This window comes from Kitasatospora sp. NPDC087271 (assembly GCF_044744605.1).
Classification (GTDB): Bacteria; Actinomycetota; Actinomycetes; order Streptomycetales; family Streptomycetaceae; genus Kitasatospora.
Window position 1 is genome coordinate 21372 of record NZ_JBIUYQ010000039.1, and the last position, 16645, is coordinate 38016.

Consider the following 16645-nt stretch of genomic DNA (forward strand, 5'->3'; position numbering starts at 1 on the left):
ACTCAGACCCAGACCCAGACCCAGACCCAGACCGGCGCCGGCGGCGCCCCGGACATCCTCGGATGGAGCTGCCCGCTGCCGCTGCGCGACCACCCCCGGGTGGTGATGGGGCACGGCGGAGGCGGGGTGCTGTCGGCCGAACTGGTGGCGAACCTGTTCGCCCCGGCCTTCGGCGGGCCGGTGCTCGCCGGGCTCGCGGACTCGGCGGTCGTCGAGCTCGGCGGTGCCCGGCTCGCCTTCTCCACCGATTCCTACGTCGTGCGGCCGCTCTTCTTCCCCGGCGGCAGCATCGGCGACCTCGCGGTCAACGGAACCGTCAACGACCTGGCCATGAGCGGGGCTCAGGCGGCCTATCTGTCCTGCGGGTTCATCCTGGAGGAGGGCGTGGAGACGGCCGTGGTCGCGCACGTCGCCCAGGCGCTGGGCGCCGCCGCCCGGGCCGCCGGGGTGGAGGTGGTCACCGGCGACACCAAGGTCGTCGAGGCCGGGCACGGCGACGGCGTGTACCTGAACACCGCCGGCATCGGGCTCGTCCCGGCCGGAGTCGACATCCGGCCGCAGCGCGCCGCCCCCGGTGACGTGGTGATCGTCAGCGGTGAGATCGGCCTGCACGGCGTGGCCATCATGAGCGTGCGCGAGGGCCTGGAATTCGGCGTCGAGATCGAGAGCGACTGCGCAGCCCTCGGCGGACTGGTGGCCGCGATGCTGGCCGTCACACCCGACCTGCACGTGCTGCGCGACCCCACCCGGGGCGGCCTCGCGGCGGCGCTCGGTGAGATCGCCGAGGCCGCCCGGGTGGGCGTCGTGGTGAACGAGCGGGTCGTCCCCGTGCCCGCGCAGGTCGCCAACGCCTGTGCGATCCTCGGTCTCGACCCGTTCTACGTCGCCAACGAGGGCAAGCTGGTCGCCTTCGTTCCGCGCGAGCACGCCGACGCCGTCCTTGCCGCGATGCGGGCGCACCCGCTGGGCGCGGGCTCGGCAGTGATCGGCGAGTGCGTGGTGGACCACCCCGGCATGGTCGTCTGCCGCACCCCCTTCGGCGGCACCCGCGTCATCGACCTGCCGATGGGGGAGCAACTCCCGCGGATCTGCTGAGGGTTCCGCCCGCCTCGTGCGGGTGGGGGGAACGGGATCGGGGCTCGCGCCGGCTTCACCGGTACGAGCCCCGGTCCTCGTCCAGGGCGTGCGATCAATCCGGGGGCACCAGCGCCGCACGGCCCGACGGAGCCGGAATCCTGCCGGTCCCGGGTGTGCCCGGGACCGGCAGGGTGGCGGTCAGCGGCGGGTCCGGCGGAGCGTCAGCAGCAGGCCGGCAGCGCGGCGCGGTTCGGGCCGAACGCCTGCTCCGGCGGGGGAGGTGCGGCGACCGCCGGCGCGGCAGCGTCGCTGCCCACGCCGGTGCAGCCCGCGAGCGGCACGAGGGCCGGCGCGACGGCTGCGGTCAAGACAGGGCGGGTCGTGCGACGACGCATGCGAAGTCCCCCTCAAGGGGGCGAACCGGCCTGTCCGGGCTGAATACGCTCAGATAGCGACACGGGAACGGGATGATCCCCGGGACTGACCTCACCTGACCACCCGTCACCGAATCGGCGCCAGGATCCGGCGGACCGGCCCGCCCGGGCGACGGGCGAGCCGAACGGGCTGTCCTCGCCCGGATCCCCGTCAGGGGGTGAGTCGGAACTCCTCCAACTCCATGCCGTACCAGCGGGTGGTGCGGCCCAGCGCGGTCATGCCGAGCCGGTGGCAGACGGCCAGCGACGGCCGGTTGTCCGGCCGGACCACCGAGTGGATCTCGGCCAGGCCGTCCGCGAATCCCTTGGCCACGGCGCCCTGCGCGGCCTCGGTGGCGTAGCCCTGCCCCCAGCTGTCCGGATGGAGGTGCCAGCCGACCTCGACCTCTCCGTCGCCGTCCGGGATCGGGGCGAGCAGGACGGAGCCGGCGACCACGCCGGTGTCCTTCCGTTCCGCCGCCCAGATGCCGAAGCGCGGGTCGGCCGAGCGGGAGCGGAAGCGTTCGATCGTCGCCTCGGCGTCAGTGAGGTTCTCCAGGGTGCGGGGATCGCGGCCCAGCCACTGCGTCACCTCCCAGCGGGAGTAGATGTCGAGTGCCCGCTCGCGGTCCTCGGGCTGCCACTGGCGTATCGTCAGGCGATTGGTCGTGAACATGGACGTGATTCTGCTCCCACTGACCTGCGGGTGCCAGGCGCAGGCGCTTTCGGCATCGACCGCGCGGCCTCCCCCGCAGGGCTTCCACCTCGCAGCTTCCACCGCTCCGACCTGACGGGCTCCCGTGCGCAGGGCGACTTTGGGCCAAGATTGTCTGTGCATGCGATCAGCACATGTCGTGCACACCTCCTCCCCGTAGGGTGTGGCCGTTCCAGGAACCGGTCAAGGACGGGATCTGGACCTGTTCGGGCTCGCCGATCGTCCCCGGGTACGTCATCACCGACCACATCCGCAACGGCTGCAACGGCGTCGGGTCCTGGCGGCACCGCGCACTCGTCGTGCCGGTGCCTCCCGCACGCTCCCACCAGGGCAACTGGTCGAAGTTGTCGCCGTCGACCCGCACAGCGTCGAGATCCACGCCGCCCATCGTGTCCGCACAACGGATGGTTGTGCCTTCCCGGCAGATCGGTTGTTTGATCCCGCCATTCGCCATCCGCTTTGATGCCGGTGGTCATCGGGTGGTTGTTCGGATCGGCGAAAGGCGTACGGGCATGAACGGGCGGCGGGCACTGGGGCGACGGTTCGGATGGCTGTGGGCGGCGTTCGCGGTCAGCTCCTACGGCTCGGGGCTCGGATTCGGCGCGTTCCCCCTCCTCGCGATCCTCGTGCTGCACTCCGGACCGACCCAGGTGGCGCTGCTGTCCGCCGCGGGGCGGGCGGTGGGGGCCCTGGTCGCCGTGCCGCTCGGTCCGTGGATGGAGTTCCGGCGCAAACGGCCGGTCATGATGGCGATGGACCTGACCCGGTTCGCGGTGCTGCTGAGCGTCCCCGCCGCGTTCGCGCTCGGCCGGCTCAGCTTCGCCCAGCTCCTCGTCGTCTCCGTCGTCACCGCCGCGGCCGACATCGCCTTCAAGGCCGCCAGCGGCGCGTACCTCAAGACGCTCGTGCCAGCCCAGGACCTGCTCGTCGCGAACAGCCGGTTCGAATCGACGACGTGGACCGCCACCACCGTCGGGCCACCGCTCGGCGGGGCCGCCATCGGACTGTTCGGCCCGGTGGTGACCGTGGTCGCCGACGCCCTCAGCTACCTGCTCTCGGCCCTCGGCATCCGCGCCATCGGCGGCACCGAACCGCACCCCGCGCCGACCGGCGCACCGCGGCTGCGCGCCGGGGACCTGCTCGAAGGGTGGCGCCACATCCTCGCCCACCCCACACTGCGCCCGCTGTTCCTCAACACGATCGTGGTCAACGGCCTGATCATGGCCGCCGAACCGCTGATGGCCGTACTCCTCCTCGGCCGCCTCGGCTACGCACCCTGGCAGTACGGCCTCGTGTTCGCCTCCCCCTGCGTCGGCGGCCTGCTCGGCTCACGCCTCGCCCGCCCGCTCGCGACGCGCTTCGGACAGCACCGGACGCTGCTCACCGCCGGAGTGCTGCGCGCGTGCTGGCCCATCGGGCTGGCGTTCGTCCAGCCCGGCGCCCCCGGGATCGTCCTCATCGTCACCGTCCAGCTCGGGCTGGTCACCTGCTGCGGCCTGTTCAATCCGCTGCTGGCCACCCACCGGCTCGAACAGATCGACCCCGACAAGCTCGCCCGCACCCTCGCCGCATGGTCGATCAGCAGCAGTGCCGCCATCGCGGCCCTCACCGCCCTCTGGGGCCTGCTGGCCGCCACCACCAGCCCCCGCACCGCGATCGCCGCCGCCGGAATCCTCCTCCTCGCCACCCCGCTGCTGCTCCCGCGTCGCGAGAGGACGCCCCGGAAAGCAGGGGAACAGGCCGCGAGCCTGACCTGAGACGCGGGAGGACCTGGCACGCGGGAGCTCGGACAGCTGCCGGTCAGATATCTCGGATGTCCTGGATGTCTCGAATATCAGTGCGGCCCACGCCGGTCGTCTAGCTGGACCTCCAACTGCGGCCAGGTCGCGGCCAGGTGTGTCAGGTCGTCCGGCGTCGGGCCGGTGAGTGTCGGGCCGGTGAGCGTTGGGGTGGTGAGCGGGCCCACTGGTGCGCTCGGCTTGAAGTGGACCAGTGTCCCGGTCGTGCCGTCCACCTCGATGGGCTCCAGGCCGGTGACGGGGACGCCGAGTTCGTAGCGCTGGGTCCAGGCTCCGTTGAGGCGGCGGTTGGTGTGGACGAGCCAGTCGCTGAGCGCTGCGACGACGGACATGCCGCGCCGGGGATGACCGTCGGGCAGCACTTCGGCCTGCGGGGAGTCGAAGAACCGAAGGTCCTTCGTCGCCATGACCGGCTTCTTCACGCTCCGGCCCCGCTCGTCCACCCGGGTGTCGGTGCCCCGCCCGTCGTCCCTGACGGACAGCGAGCCGTCGGCGTGGAGAACGAGGACACAGCGCCCGCCGCCACTGCCTGACGCTTCGTCGGCCGCATAGCCGAGGACTTCCAGGACGAGGTGCCACGGTCCGTCCGGAGCGAACTTCGCCGGGTTCTGCCTGATGTGCGCCAGATGGTCCGTATCGACGGCGCTCGACCAGTCATGTGTCGTGTTGACCCACTGGGCCCTCGGTGTATTCATCGGGCCAGGATGCCGCAGGCCGACGACGGCTCCGGGACCGGCCCCGTGACTGAGGACGGTTCGCTGGCCGATGGTGCTACGGCCGTTGGGTGTCAGAGCAGGACCGCTCCCGCGACTGCCGCCGACGCCGTGACGAGAAGGCCCACGGTGCCGCTGGTGACTCCGCTCCTCCAGGACCGCTGTGCGGACGCGAGGTCCGGGGTGAAGTCGGCCGGGTCGGCGGGGGAGTAGTGGATCGTGACGTTCCGGCCGTACGAGTTGGTCGGGTCCGGCAGGCCTGAAAAGCAGTAGGCGGTGACGGCCGCGCCCTCGTGGGTGGTGAAGGCGACCACCGGCGTCTGGCTGGTGGACGTGTAGCCGTCCTCGTCGGTGCGGACGTTCCTGACGACGGCGACCACACGGCCCGGAACGGGAACCATCGCGGCCAGGGTGTCGAACCGGCTCCGCGCCTGGCGGACCTCCTGGGGCAGGGAGCACGCGAGGAACACGCTCCACGGCGCCCCGACACCGATCAGGGCCCACGGCCAGCCCCAGTCGATCGCGGCGACGACCACCAGCCCGACGTAGATCAGGAACACCGCGAAGTTCGGCCAGCCGAGCCCGTAGCGGCCGGCCCAGAGGTCGTTGGTGAACCGGAAGGCGTGCGGTCTCCCGGGCGGATAGCGGATCCCGATCTCCCGGCCCGTCCAGGCCGTGTTGATCCTGTCGCCGCAGTCGCCGTCGTTCGTCACGGTGAACTCCTGCCCGGTGGAGGAGTCTTGGAAGGTGACGACGACCGCTATGCCGTCCCCCTCGGAACCTCCGTGCCGCGGCTCCTGCACCCGCTCGATCCGCCCCATCACCCGGACCGTCCGCTGGGCTCGGGTCACCCCCGCCAGCGACCGCCCGTACCCGAGCAGTGCCAATGTGCCGAACACCCCGCACCAGAGCGTCAGACAGTCGTGCCAGCCCATGCGTCCTCCTCCTGTCCCTCCGGGTACGGTCCGCCGGGGTTTCTTCGCTGCCGTGGCAACCCGTCGCGTGCAAGATCTACCACGTCCGGGCCGACGGGGAGCCGCGGCGTCCGGCCCAAGTCGGCTGCTGGAAAGCAGTCTTGATGTCGAAGCGCGTCGAGCGCGGGTGAAGCGCGGTGATCAGCGTGCCGGGGTGCGTCGCACCACCTGGCCCTCACCGTTCGCCTCCAGCGAGGCACTGCCCTCGGGCCCGGTCACGCCGACCCTGATCGTGAGGGAGCCGGCGAGATGGTCGGCGGTGATCTGCCAGGACGTCGGGGAGCGGACGCCGAGCGTCGTTTCGGCCTCCTTGACCAGGGCCGGGAACCGCTCGTAGGGCAGGGACAGCGGATCGAACTGGGGGGCCTTCGTGCCGCTCGGGGAGAACACGACCGACAGCACGCGTTCCTGCGCGAAGACGGTGATCGCCTGGCGCGGATCCTTCCCCTCGGTAAGGGAGTTGATGGCCTTGCGTAGTTCGCCGTCGTCGAGGAACGACTGGTCCGGCCCGAGGGAGACCGTCCCGGTCCCGGACGACACCACCGTGGTCGACCACGTCGAAGTGACCGTCGGTGCCGGAGAAGCGGAGTCCTGCTGTTCGAACAGGTCCACGCGGAACAGGAAGACCACGGCAGCCGCGGCGAGCAGCAGGCCGAAGAGCCCGACGAAGCCGGTCGAACGGCCCTCGGGAGGCTCGGTCACCATGGTCGACTCGGGAGCCGAATCCAGCTGAGCGCCGGCCGCCCGCTCCTCCCACTCCGGGGTCGGCCGCTTCACGATCCTCACCCGCCACGGCCTGTCCTGTGGATACTTCACCACCAGGACGCCGCGCGGCCGGTAGCCGGGGAGGTCGACCAGGTTGATGTCCTGAGTGATCCCGACGCGGTAGGCCGGCTCGTCGTCCGGTGCGACGGTGAGATCGAACCGCACCGGCACGTCGCTCGTCTCACCCCCAATGGCGCGCAGGCTCTCGATCATCGCGAGCGCCGTCCGGGGCACGACCGCTGCCTCCCGGGCCCGCCGCGGCGCCCCGGCGAGGAGGAGCAACAGGCCGTAGGCGATGGGCAGTCCCAAACCCCCGATGAACAAGGGCACCTTCTCGACGACCACGCCGACGACGAGCGCGGCCAGCGAGCCCCCGATCACGGCCCCCGTCAGGAAGCTGCGGGCGAGGGCGACCGGAGTGCTGCGCGGAGGCGGCGCGCTCGTGGTGATCGTCATACGGGTGATTGTGTCGGGCCGGGGTGACAGCCGGTAGGCCTGGGGCGGGCGTTGTTCGCGCGGGGCCGGCAGGGTGCGGAGCGGGACGGCTGGCAGGAGCGGTCGGAGCGACGGGCGGAGGGCTGCGTGCGCTCCTCGAAGGGCAGGTCTCGGGTCGTGCCCGTCGCGGGGGCGGTTTCGACGGGTGGCCCGGTTCGCCAGCTCCCGCGGTCGACTTCACGGGAGTTGGCGGTGAGCAGCTGCTCTGTGCGCGAGCCGCGAGCCGCGAGCCGCGGGTAGGGCGCGAGGGGCGGCGGGTGGCTATCGGATGTCTGTGTTTGTGTGTTGTGTGAGTTGGTGGTTGAGGTTGGTGAGGGCGTTGTGGGTGGCTTTGGTGTGTTGGTTGGGGATGGTGTGTTTGGGGAGGAGGGTGGGCCATCCGTGGGGGGTGGTGGTGAAGGTGATGGTGAGTTTGGTGTGTTGGTTGTTGTGGGTGGGGGTGAGGGTGTAGGTGGTGGTGCCGGTGAAGTGGCCGGTGTGGGTGGTGGTGAGGGTGTGTGGGGGTGTGATGTGGGTGGTGGTGGCGGTGAAGTGGATTTTGGGTCCGGGTTTGGTGTGGCCGTTGGGGTGGACGGTGATGTGGGTGGTGCCGCCGGGGTGTTCGGGGGTGGGGTTGCCGGGTTGGTGGGTGTTGTGGGGGGTCCACCAGGTGGTGGTGCCGTTGAGTTCGGCGATGAGGTGGTTCCAGACCTGGTGGGTGGGGGCGTGGATGACGGCTTCGTTGACGAGGTCGTAGGTGTGGATGGTGTGGCCTCCTGTTCTTTCCTGGGGTCCCGGTGTTCCGGGTTCTTGTTTTCTGGTTTTCGGTAGATGTTTCTTTTTTGTCGTTTGCGGCCCGCGCCTGTGGTTTGCCTGTCGGTTTATCTGTTGTGCCTTTGTCCGTGTGCCTTTGTTCGTGTGTCTTTGCGTGTGTGTCTTCGTCTGTGTGTTTGTGTGTTTGTGTTGTTAGGGGAAGATGTTTTGGCCGGGGGTGAGGGTGTGGGTGGGGTCGTATTTGTGTTTGGTGTTGGTGAGGTTGTTCCATTGGGGGCCGTAGTGGTTTTTCCAGTCGGTGGGGGTCATGTGGGGGATGGCGCCGACGAGGTAGCGTTTGGCGCCGAGGGTGGTGGCGTGGTCGTAGAGGGTGCGGTTGTGGGTGAGTTGGGTGGTGGGGTTGGTGTTGGGGTGGGGGAAGGTGAGGAGGTCGAAGAGGTAGGTGGTGGGTTCGTTGGGGGTGATGGCGTAGGGGTGGGTGATTTTGTTGGTGGGGAAGGGGTAGAAGAGGAGGAGGCCTTGGCCGAGGGTTTCGGGGGTGAGGAGGGGGGTGGCGTAGGTGATGAAGTTGGCGGCTTGGGTGGCGGGGAGGAAGAGGCTGAGCCAGGGTTTGGGTTGGTTCCAGTAGCCGAGGTTTTTGAGGTTTTGGGTCCAGGTGTCGGCGCGGTAGGTGTATTCGCGGTAGGTCTGGTCGGTGATGGTGGTTTGGCTGGGGTCGGGGTTGAGTCCGGTGAGGAGGGGTGTGGGGTTGGGGGGTGTGGTGCCGTTGTAGTAGGTGGCGGTTTCGATTTTGTAGTGGGGGGTGGTGTTGGGTTGGGGGATGATTTCGCCGATTTGGGTGTGGAAGCGGCCGTCGTTGAGGATGGTTTGTTGGTCGGTGAGGTAGGTGGTGAGGTTGTTGTAGTAGAGGTTGAAGACGAGGGCGCGTTGGGGGGCGGGGATGAGTTTGAGGGTGGCGCGGATGATGATGCCGAATTGTCCGGCGCCGGCGAGGGCGGCGTGGAAGAGGTCGCGGTTTTTGGTGGGGGTGGCGGTGAGGAGGCGGCCGGTGCCGGTGATGATGTCGATGGATTCGACGGTGTCGGCTTGGAGGCCGTGTTTTTGGACGGTGTTGCCGATGCCGCCGATGCTGATGGTGCCGCCGATGGAGAGGTGGAGGTAGTCGGTGAGGCAGGGTGGGGTGAGGCCTTGGTCGAGGGCGGCGTCGGTGAGTTGGGCCCAGGTGACGCCGGCGTCGACGGTGGCGTTGGTGGGGGTGATGGTGTGGATGCGGTTGAGGGTGCGGGCGTCGATGCTGATGCCGCCGGCGGGGGAGGCCTGGCCGTAGTTGGAGTGTGATTCGAGGTCGTTGTCGGTGCCGCTGCGGCCGTTCATGGCGACTTTGAGGCCGTTGCAGCGGGCGTAGTTGATGATTTTGATGATGTCTTGGTCGGAGCCGGGTTTGAGGACGGCGTGGGGGGTGTTGGTGGTGAGGCGGCCGAAGTCGTGGCTGAATTCGGTGAGGGTGGCGGTGTCGGTGGTGAGGGTGCCGTCGAGGGTGGGGATGGGGGAGAGGTGGCCGTGGGTGGTGGGGGTGTTGGTGGTGGCCCAGGTGCGGGTGGTGGTGTTGTAGGCGGTGATGAGGGCGGTGGTGGCGGTGGTGGTGAGGAGGGTTCGCCTGGTGAGGTTGGGGTTGGGCATGGGGGTCCTGTTCGGGTAGGGGTGGGTGTGGTGGGGTGGGTGGCCTGGTGGTGGTTAGTGTGTGAGGGCGGGTGGGTGGGTCCCTGAGGTGGTGGGGGCTGTATGGGTGTTCGGTTGTGGGTTGTGTGTCCGGTTCTGGTTTCCGGTGGGGTGTTCCGGGGGTGTGGGCCGGCCGGGCGGCGGGGTCCGTGGGTGGGCGGGTGCCGCCCGGCCGTGTTGGGTGTGCCTGTGTGGTTGTGCCCGTGTGCCCGTGTGCCTGTGTGCCTGTGTGCCTGTGTGCCTGTGTGCCCGTGTGCCCGTGTGCCCGTGTGTCGGGCAGGGGGGTGGGGGTTAGGGGGTGGTGTGGGTGACGGTGGCGCGTTGGTAGTTGAGGAGGTCGAAGCGGCGGGTCTGGCGGCGGAAGCGGTAGGTGTAGGTGGGCCAGATGGAGGGGTTGTTGCCGTGTTGGTCGGTGTACCAGCTCTGGCAGCCGCCGGTGTTCCAGACGGTGTTCTTCAGGCGGTCGGTGAGGGTCTGGTTGTAGGTGTTCTGGGCTTCGGGGCGGACCTCGACGGAGGTGATGCCGTGGGTGTCGATGGTTTTGAGGGCGTCGATGATGTAGGCGATCTGGGCTTCGATCATGACGGTCTGGGAGGAGTGGCCCAGGGTGGTGTTGGGGCCCAGGAGCATGAAGAGGTTGGGGAAGCCGTGGATGGTGGTGCCGCGGTGGGCTTTCATGCCGTGGGTGTGCCAGGTGTCGCGCAGGGTGGTTCCGTCGCGGCCGTGGATGCGGCGGGCGATGGGGCGGTCGGTGGCGGTGAAGCCGGTGGCGAGGATGATGGTGTCGATGGTGCGGGTGGTGCCGTCGGCGGTGGTGATGTGGGTGGGGCCGATGTCGGTGATGGTGTCGGAGACGATGTCGACGTTGGGTTGCTGGATGGCGGGGTACCAGGTGTTGGAGAAGAGGAGGCGTTTGCAGCCGACGGTGTAGTCGGGGGTGAGGCGTTGGCGCAGGCCGGGGTCGGGGACGGATTTCTTGAGGTGGCCGGCGGCCATGTTCTTCATGCCGGTGGTGCGGCCTGGGCGGGACATGAAGAACGCGACGATCTCGCGGCCGTTCTTGTTGAAGGCGCGGCGGAAGCGCTGGTAGCCGGGTAGGTGGCGCAGCATCCAGGTGTGGCGTGGGGTGTTGGGCTTGTCGGGTTTGTGGGCGACCCAGGGCGGGGTGCGCTGGTAGAGGTCGAGGCGGGCGACCTGGTTCTGGATGGCGGGGACGAACTGGATGGCGGAGGCGCCGGTGCCGATGACGGCGACGTTGCGGCCGGTGAGGTCGTGGTCGTGGCGCCAGCGGGCGGAGTGGAAGAGGGTGCCGGTGAAGGTGGCCAGGCCCGGCAGGTCGGGGACGGCGGGTTCGGAGAGGTAGCCGGTGCCGGTGATGAGGATCTGTGCGGTGTAGCGGCCGTGGGTGGTGTGGATGCGCCAGTGGCGGTGGTCGGTGTCCCAGTGGGCGTCGAGGAGTTCGTGGCCGTAGCGCAGGTGGGGTTCGACGCCGAAGCGGTGGGCGGTGTCTTTGAGGTAGGCGTGGACTTCGGCCTGGGTGGCGAAGGTGGACTTCCATTCCGGGTTGCGGGCGAAGGAGAAGGAGTAGAGGTGGGCCTGGACGTCGCAGGCGCAGCCGGGGTAGGTGTTGTCGCGCCAGGTGCCGCCGAGGTCGGTGGCGCGTTCGAAGACGAGGAAGTCGTCGGTGCCGGTCTGCAGGAGGCGGATCGCGGTGCCCAGGCCGGAGATGCCGGCGCCGATGATGGCGACTTTGAGGTGGCGTACGGCGGTGGTGTCGGGGTGGGTGGTGGCGCCGGCGGGTTCGGGTTGGTCGGCGCCGGAGGGGGCGGGGTGTTCGGCGGTGGTGGTCATGGCCGGGGTGTCCCCTTTCAGGCGCGGCGGGTGAGGGTGACGCGGAAGTTGTTGAAGATGTGGTCTTCGAGGGTGTAGGCGAAGATGTCGAGGTAGCGCTCGAAGCGCTGGACGGTGGTCTCGTCGGCCATGGCGACGGCTTCGTCGCGGCGGGCGGCCAGGAGTTGGAGCCAGGCGCGGCAGGCGCGGGCGAAGGACTCGGGTTCGTTGCGGATCTCGGTGACTTCGAAGAGGCCGTCGAGGCCGGCGGCGAGTTCGGGCAGGCGCGGGATGTGGCAGCCCTCGAACTCCTCGCGCTGGAGGAACTTGAGGTCGTCCAGGAGCTGGCGGCGCAGCGGGGGGTTCTCGACGGTCATGGTGTGCAGGACGAAGCGGGCGCCGGGCTTGAGGAGGGAGTGGACCTGCTTGAAGAAGACGCGGTAGCGCTGGGTGCGCTCCTTGGGGGTGAGGGAGGAGAGTACGAAGTGTTCGAGGGCGTTGATGCAGAACGCGGCGTCGTAGGGCTCGCCTTCGGCCTTGTGGTCCTCCCAGCTCTCGACGCGGGCGTGGATGGCGGGGTTGTCGAGGGCGGCGACGAAGTCGGCCTGGGTGCGGGAGAGGGTGACGCCGACGGCCTGCTGGACGCCGTGGACGGTGGTGAGGCGGTTGAGCATGGTGCCCCAGCCGCAGCCGATGTCCAGGACCTTGGCCTTGCCGGCGGCCTGGGCGAGGTCGGTGAAGACGTCGAGCTTGCGTTCCTGGGCCTCGTCGAGGGTGGCGACGAGGTCCTCGCCGTCCTCCCAGTAGCCGCCGGAGTACATCATGGTGGGGCCGAGGATGAGCCGGTAGAGGTCGTTGCCGACCTCGTAGTGGTGGCGGATCGCGTCGACGTCGGGGTTGATGGAGCGGGTCTCGGCGGTGGTCATGCGGGTGTGCCCCTGTTCTGATGGCGGATCGGGTGGACTGGACTGGGCTCGGCCGTGTTCGGCCGGGCCGGGTGGTGCCGGGTGGTGCCCGGCCGGGCTCGGTCGGGCGGTGGGGCCGGGGGCGCCGTTGTCCGGGTGGACGGCCGTGTCGGTGGCGGTGGTCGGTCCCGTGCGGTGCGGGCGTTCGTGCCGGTGAGGGCGGTTGGCGTGTGTCCGTGTGGTGGCCGGGCCGCCCCGACGCGGTGCGTGCCCGGTGCGTGCGTGCCCGGTGTGGTGCGTGCCTGGTGCGGTGGGTCCCGGCACGGTCGCCGGCGGTGCGGTGTCCACGCCGCGGTGCGTCGCGGTGTGGTGCGTCCCCGGTGGGTGCGTGCCCGGTGTGGTGTGTGCCTGGTGTGGTGCGTCCCGGGCGCGGTAGGGCCATGGTGCGGTGGGTCCCGGCACGGTCGCCGGCGGTGCGGTGCGGTGCGGTGTCCGCGTCGTGGTGCGTCGCGGTGTGGTGCGGTGTCCGCGTCGTGGTGCGTCGCGGTGTGGTGCGGTGTCCGCGTCGTGGTGCGTCGCGGTGCGGTGTGGTGTCCGCGTCGTGGTGCGTCGCGGTGGGGGGTGGTGCGGGTTGTTCCCTCCCGGTGCGGCGCGGTGGGGGGTGGTGGGTGTCGTGCGTGTGGGTGCGGTGTCTCGGGTCAGGTAAGCGCGTGTCTCGCAAGCGGTGCGCAAGCGTGGGTGGGGGGCCGGGGTTGCGGGGCGTTTGCGTGGGGGTGGGTTTCATGCGGTTTCGACAAGACACGCGGCCCCCACGGCCTTCCCGGGTTTCCCCGGAGGGGTTTTCGGGTTCCGTCGCGGTGTGTCCCGTGGCCTGTGGGCGGCGGGGTGCGCGGTGGCGGTGTCCGTTACCCCCCCCGGGGGTGTGTGTTCTCCGGGTCTGTTCTGCCTCATCACGTGTTGGCGCCCGTTCCGGGGCGTCCAGGAAGGAACGATCACTCATGTCCGACATCCCCACCATCGAGGACCTGGCCGCGCAGTTGCAGGCGGTCTCCGGAGCGCAGGAGATCGACGCGGACGCGGCGCTGCAGCACATCGCGGACGTGGACTCGCTGGATCTGATGGAGTGGCTGTACGGGTTCCAGAACCAGTACCCGCACATTCCGGCGGACGAGTCGCTGTTCGCGGACATCGACGACACGACGACGCTGCGGGTGGTGCACGAGCGGATCCTGGCGCTCGTGGGCCAGGCCGGCGTCTGAGCGCGGGGCACTGCTCGATGAGCGGCTTCGACATCACCGGGTGGGGGATCTCGGTCCCCGAGCGCGTGGTGACCAGCGTGGAGCTGGCGGAGCGTTTCGGTGTGGACGAGCACTGGATCGTCTCCAGGTGCGGGATCCGGGAGCGGCGGGCGGTCGGGGCGGGGCAGAGCACCGCGTCGATGGCGGTTCAGGCCGGGCGCCGGGCGCTGGAGCGGGCGGGGCTGTCGGGTGCGGACATCGCGCACCTGATCGTGGCGACGGCGACGCCGGAGCAGCCCTCGCCGGCGACGTCGGCGTTCGTCCACGACGAGCTGGGTATCGCGGGCAGCGCGCACGACGTGAACTCCGAGTGCGCGGGGTTCGTGTACGCGCTGGTGACGGCGGTGGGTCTGTTGCGTATGGATCCGCGGCCGATCCTGGTGATCGGTTCGGACACCCACACGCTGACCGCGAACCCGGCGGACCGGGACCTGTCGATCCTGGTGGGTGACGGGGCCGGTGCGGTGGTCCTGCAGCCCGGCCCGGTGGAGCGGGTCCTGGCGTGGAACCTGGGCGCGGACGGCTCGTGCAAGGACAGTCTGAAGGTCCTGGCGGGGGGTTCGCGGATGCCCACGACCGAGGAGACGGTGCGCCGCGGTCTGCACTACGCGCAGATCAACGGCAACGAGATCTATCTGAACGCGGTGCGCTACACGGTGCGTACGATCCGCGAGACGCTGGAGCAGGCGAAGCTGACGCCGGCGGACGTGGACCATGTGGTGCCGCACCAGGCGAACATCCGGATCATCAACTCGGTGCTCGCCCATACCGGGATTCCCGCGGACCGTCTGGTGGCGAATCTGGACCGGTACGGCAACACCGCTTCGGCGTCGATCCCGATCGCGCTGGCGGAGGCGCTGGACGCCGGGCGTATCCAGGACGGGGACACGGTGCTGCTGGCCGGGTTCGGTGCCGGGATGACGTGGGGTTCGGTCCTGTTGACGTGGGGAGGGGCGCGGTGAGCGGCAAGGGTGCTTTCGGGCAGCGGCCCGTTTCCCCGGTGGCGCTGGTGACCGGTGCGTCGGGGGGGCTGGGCCGGGAGCTGGCGCTGGCGCTGGACGCGGCCGGGTGCCGGGTCGCGGTGCACTACAACAGTGCCCGCCAGGGCGCGGAGGAGGTGGCGGGCAAGCTGGCCGGCGACCATGTCCTGGTCAGTGGGGACGTGGCGGACTACGCGCAGGTCACCGCGATGTACGAGCGGATCACCGAGGCGCTGGGCCCGGTGGACGTGCTCGTCAACAACGGGGCGGTGCGCAGGGACGCGCTGATGGCCATGCAGGATCCGGCGCAGTGGCGGCAGGTGATCGACACGAACCTGGTCGGTTCCTTCCACACCGCGCGGGTGTGCGTGCCGGCGATGTTGCGGGCCCGCTGGGGCAGGGTGGTCAACATCGTCTCGCCGTCCGCGCTGATCGCCACCGCCGGGCAGACCGCCTACGCGGCGTCCAAGGCGGGGCTGATCGGGCTGACCCGCACGCTGGCGGCGGAGTGCGGGCGCCGGGGGGTGACGGTGAACGCGCTGTCGCCCGGGTTCATGATCACGGGGATGACGGACACCCTGCCCGAGCACGTGGTCGCCGGGATGCGGGAGAAGGTGCCGGTGCCGCGGTTCGTGACCCCGCAGGAGGTCGCCCGTTCCATGGGGCTCTTCCTCGACCAGGACTGCATGACCGGACAGGTCATCAGTATCGACTCGGGAGCCTCCATCACCTGACCCGCCCGCCCTCTGTTCCCGGCCCGCCCGGTCCCCTTCCCGGCCCGCCCCCCCTTGGTGAAGACCTGGGGGGCGGGCCGGGCGGCGTGCGCGGGCGGTGTGCGCGGGCCGGCCCGGGGCCGGGGGGCGGGTGTGCCGCGGGGGGTTCTAGGCGCGATGCCGGTGACTTGGCAACGATCGTGAGCCGCTGACCTGCGGCAGTGCTTCGGCCGGAGGGTCGTGGAAGACCGCGAAGTCACCGGCGTTGGTTCTAGGCGAGGACGGCGAGCGCGGCCTCGTAGTTCGGCTCGTCGGCGATCTCCGCGACCAGCTCGGTGTGCAGGACGGTGTCGTTCTCGTCCAGGACGACGACGGCGCGGGCGGTCAGCCCCGCCAGCGGGCCGTCGGCCAGGGCCACGCCGTAGTTCTCGTGGAAGTCGCGTCCGCGCAGGGTGGACAGGGTCCGGACGCTGTCCAGGCCCTCGGCGCCGCAGAAGCGGGCCTGCGCGAACGGCAGGTCGGCGGAGATGCACAGCACCACGGTGTTGGCCAGCGAGCCGGCCTTGGCGTTGAAGGTGCGCACCGAGGTGGCGCAGGTGGGGGTGTCGATGCTGGGGAAGATGTTGAGGACCTTGCGCTTGCCGGCGAAGTCCTGCAGCGAGGTGTCGGCGAGTCCCTCGCCGACCAGCGTGAACGCCGGGGCCTGGCTGCCGGCCTGGGGCAGCGCGCCGCCGACCTGGACCGGGTTCCCCTTCAGCGTGACCTGAGCCATGAAAAGCCTCCTACCAGCGTGGAATGTGGTGACAACGCCGCCGATCCTACTGCGCGCGCCCGGCCCCGGACGCCGGGCGGCCACCCCTCGGACGCGGGAGGGCGTGCGGGTGCCGCCGCCGTGCCTGCCGGTGCGTCTGCCGGCGGGGCTGGCGGTGAGCCTGCCGGTGCCGCTCGCCGGCGGGGCTGCGGGTGTGCCCGCCAACGGGTCTGGCGTTCAGGCGGACCAGAACGGGTCGTCGTGGCGGGGCAGGACGTCCAGGGTGCCGTCGGGCAGGGTCGGTTCGGGCACGTAGGTGCCGAAGGGGTCGCGGTCGCGGATGACGGGGATGGGGCCGACGGTGGCCTGGAAGGTGATGTTCCCGGCGGCGCCGAACAGCACGGCGACGCCGTATCCGGCGGGTGTGGTGGCGAACATGGCGGGCTGGCGGGGGTTGACGGCGGTGATCCGGTAGCCGCGGTCCTGCCAGCCGCGTTCGGTGACGCCCAGCAGCGCCCCGTACTTGGCGGGGGCGACCCGGGTGGTGACGTGCCGTTCGCGGGTGGCGGTGGCGTAGCCCAGGGAGCGGTCCTGGAGGCCGCCGGTGGTCTGCTCGGTGGAGCGCGGCCAGGCGTCCCGGTGGCGCAGCGGGGGGCGGATGGCGGACATCGCCTCGTCGAGGAGCGCGTCGAGGGTGTGGACGGCCTGTTCGGGGGTCATGGCGGGGGCCTTCGGCTGGTGCGGG

Annotated in this window: 17 protein-coding genes; 5 read left to right on the top strand and 12 right to left on the bottom strand. The window is 70.3% G+C overall.

Features of this window, described 5'->3' with window-relative positions:
* Positions 1–54: 54 nt before the first annotated feature.
* Positions 55–1095 (top strand): hydrogenase expression/formation protein HypE, encoded by a 1041-nt coding sequence (gene hypE, locus ACIO9K_RS35905; RefSeq protein WP_400336074.1) that lies wholly within the window; start codon positions 55–57, stop codon positions 1093–1095.
* A gap of 203 nt (positions 1096–1298) precedes the next feature.
* On the opposite strand, the gene ACIO9K_RS35910 is transcribed toward hypE, so the two are convergent.
* The 3 genes from ACIO9K_RS35910 to ACIO9K_RS35920 all read right to left on the bottom strand — a co-directional run bounded on the left by ACIO9K_RS35910 (position 1299) and on the right by ACIO9K_RS35920 (position 2584).
* Positions 1299–1445, bottom strand: coding sequence for a hypothetical protein (locus ACIO9K_RS35910; RefSeq protein ID WP_400336028.1), 147 nt, complete (start codon positions 1443–1445; stop codon positions 1299–1301).
* A gap of 217 nt (positions 1446–1662) precedes the next feature.
* Positions 1663–2166: a GNAT family N-acetyltransferase gene (locus ACIO9K_RS35915; protein WP_363588679.1), complete on the bottom strand. Its 504-nt coding sequence runs from the start codon at positions 2164–2166 to the stop codon at positions 1663–1665.
* Positions 2167–2332: 166 nt separating this feature from the next.
* On the bottom strand, positions 2333–2584 hold the full coding sequence (locus ACIO9K_RS35920) for a hypothetical protein (RefSeq protein WP_363625407.1): 252 nt from the start codon (positions 2582–2584) through the stop codon (positions 2333–2335).
* Between the two features lie 133 nt (positions 2585–2717).
* Between ACIO9K_RS35920 and ACIO9K_RS35925 the strand changes: the two genes are divergently transcribed.
* Positions 2718–3962 carry an MFS transporter gene (locus tag ACIO9K_RS35925; protein WP_400336030.1) on the top strand — a complete coding sequence of 415 codons (1245 nt, stop codon included), beginning with the start codon at positions 2718–2720 and terminating at the stop codon, positions 3960–3962.
* A gap of 77 nt (positions 3963–4039) precedes the next feature.
* Here the strand turns inward: ACIO9K_RS35925 and ACIO9K_RS35930 are convergent, their stop codons facing one another.
* The 7 genes from ACIO9K_RS35930 to ACIO9K_RS35960 all read right to left on the bottom strand — a co-directional run bounded on the left by ACIO9K_RS35930 (position 4040) and on the right by ACIO9K_RS35960 (position 12179).
* Complete coding sequence (locus ACIO9K_RS35930) at positions 4040–4699, bottom strand: ATP-binding protein (protein ID WP_400336032.1); 660 nt, start codon at positions 4697–4699, stop codon at positions 4040–4042.
* Positions 4700–4791: 92 nt separating this feature from the next.
* Positions 4792–5652: a DUF3592 domain-containing protein gene (locus ACIO9K_RS35935; RefSeq protein ID WP_400336034.1), complete on the bottom strand. Its 861-nt coding sequence runs from the start codon at positions 5650–5652 to the stop codon at positions 4792–4794.
* A 180-nt stretch (positions 5653–5832) separates the two neighbouring features.
* Complete coding sequence (locus ACIO9K_RS35940) at positions 5833–6912, bottom strand: hypothetical protein (protein WP_400336036.1); 1080 nt, start codon at positions 6910–6912, stop codon at positions 5833–5835.
* 300 nt (positions 6913–7212) lie between these two features.
* Positions 7213–7815, bottom strand: a complete 603-nt coding sequence (locus ACIO9K_RS35945; RefSeq protein WP_400336075.1) for an SRPBCC family protein — start codon at positions 7813–7815, stop codon at positions 7213–7215.
* An 81-nt stretch (positions 7816–7896) separates the two neighbouring features.
* The gene (locus tag ACIO9K_RS35950) at positions 7897–9384 is read right to left on the bottom strand and encodes an FAD-binding protein (RefSeq protein ID WP_400336038.1); all 1488 of its coding nucleotides are present in this window, start codon (positions 9382–9384) and stop codon (positions 7897–7899) included.
* A 330-nt stretch (positions 9385–9714) separates the two neighbouring features.
* Positions 9715–11274, bottom strand: a complete 1560-nt coding sequence (locus ACIO9K_RS35955) for an NAD(P)/FAD-dependent oxidoreductase (RefSeq protein WP_363625394.1) — start codon at positions 11272–11274, stop codon at positions 9715–9717.
* Between the two features lie 17 nt (positions 11275–11291).
* Positions 11292–12179: a class I SAM-dependent methyltransferase gene (locus ACIO9K_RS35960; protein WP_363589033.1), complete on the bottom strand. Its 888-nt coding sequence runs from the start codon at positions 12177–12179 to the stop codon at positions 11292–11294.
* 977 nt (positions 12180–13156) lie between these two features.
* Here ACIO9K_RS35960 and ACIO9K_RS35965 point away from each other — a divergent pair.
* From ACIO9K_RS35965 to ACIO9K_RS35975, 3 genes are read left to right on the top strand one after another with little or no spacing between them, the layout of a single operon-like run.
* Positions 13157–13417: a hypothetical protein gene (locus ACIO9K_RS35965; RefSeq protein ID WP_063350787.1), complete on the top strand. Its 261-nt coding sequence runs from the start codon at positions 13157–13159 to the stop codon at positions 13415–13417.
* A 17-nt stretch (positions 13418–13434) separates the two neighbouring features.
* Positions 13435–14418, top strand: coding sequence for a beta-ketoacyl-ACP synthase 3 (locus tag ACIO9K_RS35970; RefSeq protein WP_363589035.1), 984 nt, complete (start codon positions 13435–13437; stop codon positions 14416–14418).
* A complete protein-coding gene (locus ACIO9K_RS35975) occupies positions 14415–15170 on the top strand; it encodes an SDR family NAD(P)-dependent oxidoreductase (protein ID WP_363625392.1) in 756 nt (251 codons plus the stop codon). The genes ACIO9K_RS35970 and ACIO9K_RS35975 overlap by 4 nt, the downstream gene beginning before the upstream one ends.
* Before the next feature lie 250 nt (positions 15171–15420).
* Here the strand turns inward: ACIO9K_RS35975 and tpx are convergent, their stop codons facing one another.
* Both tpx and ACIO9K_RS35985 read right to left on the bottom strand, forming a co-directional pair.
* On the bottom strand, positions 15421–15921 hold the full coding sequence (gene tpx / locus ACIO9K_RS35980) for a thiol peroxidase (protein ID WP_063350790.1): 501 nt from the start codon (positions 15919–15921) through the stop codon (positions 15421–15423).
* 216 nt (positions 15922–16137) lie between these two features.
* Positions 16138–16620, bottom strand: a complete 483-nt coding sequence (locus tag ACIO9K_RS35985; protein ID WP_400336042.1) for a hypothetical protein — start codon at positions 16618–16620, stop codon at positions 16138–16140.
* Positions 16621–16645: the final 25 nt, after the last annotated feature.

Bases quoted from the DNA above. Each gene is read 5' to 3' on its own strand.
- ACIO9K_RS35970 (WP_363589035.1), top strand. From the start codon at position 13,435: ATGAGCGGCTTCGACATCACCGGGTGGGGGATCTCGGTCCCCGAGCGC.
- ACIO9K_RS35955 (WP_363625394.1), bottom strand. From the start codon at position 11,274: ATGACCACCACCGCCGAACACCCCGCCCCCTCCGGCGCCGACCAACCC.
- ACIO9K_RS35985 (WP_400336042.1), bottom strand. From the start codon at position 16,620: ATGACCCCCGAACAGGCCGTCCACACCCTCGACGCGCTCCTCGACGAG.
- ACIO9K_RS35960 (WP_363589033.1), bottom strand. From the start codon at position 12,179: ATGACCACCGCCGAGACCCGCTCCATCAACCCCGACGTCGACGCGATC.
- ACIO9K_RS35930 (WP_400336032.1), bottom strand. From the start codon at position 4,699: ATGAATACACCGAGGGCCCAGTGGGTCAACACGACACATGACTGGTCG.
- ACIO9K_RS35925 (WP_400336030.1), top strand. From the start codon at position 2,718: ATGAACGGGCGGCGGGCACTGGGGCGACGGTTCGGATGGCTGTGGGCG.
- ACIO9K_RS35965 (WP_063350787.1), top strand. From the start codon at position 13,157: ATGTCCGACATCCCCACCATCGAGGACCTGGCCGCGCAGTTGCAGGCG.
- ACIO9K_RS35950 (WP_400336038.1), bottom strand. From the start codon at position 9,384: ATGCCCAACCCCAACCTCACCAGGCGAACCCTCCTCACCACCACCGCC.
- ACIO9K_RS35915 (WP_363588679.1), bottom strand. From the start codon at position 2,166: ATGTTCACGACCAATCGCCTGACGATACGCCAGTGGCAGCCCGAGGAC.
- tpx (WP_063350790.1), bottom strand. From the start codon at position 15,921: ATGGCTCAGGTCACGCTGAAGGGGAACCCGGTCCAGGTCGGCGGCGCG.
- ACIO9K_RS35940 (WP_400336036.1), bottom strand. From the start codon at position 6,912: ATGACGATCACCACGAGCGCGCCGCCTCCGCGCAGCACTCCGGTCGCC.
- ACIO9K_RS35935 (WP_400336034.1), bottom strand. From the start codon at position 5,652: ATGGGCTGGCACGACTGTCTGACGCTCTGGTGCGGGGTGTTCGGCACA.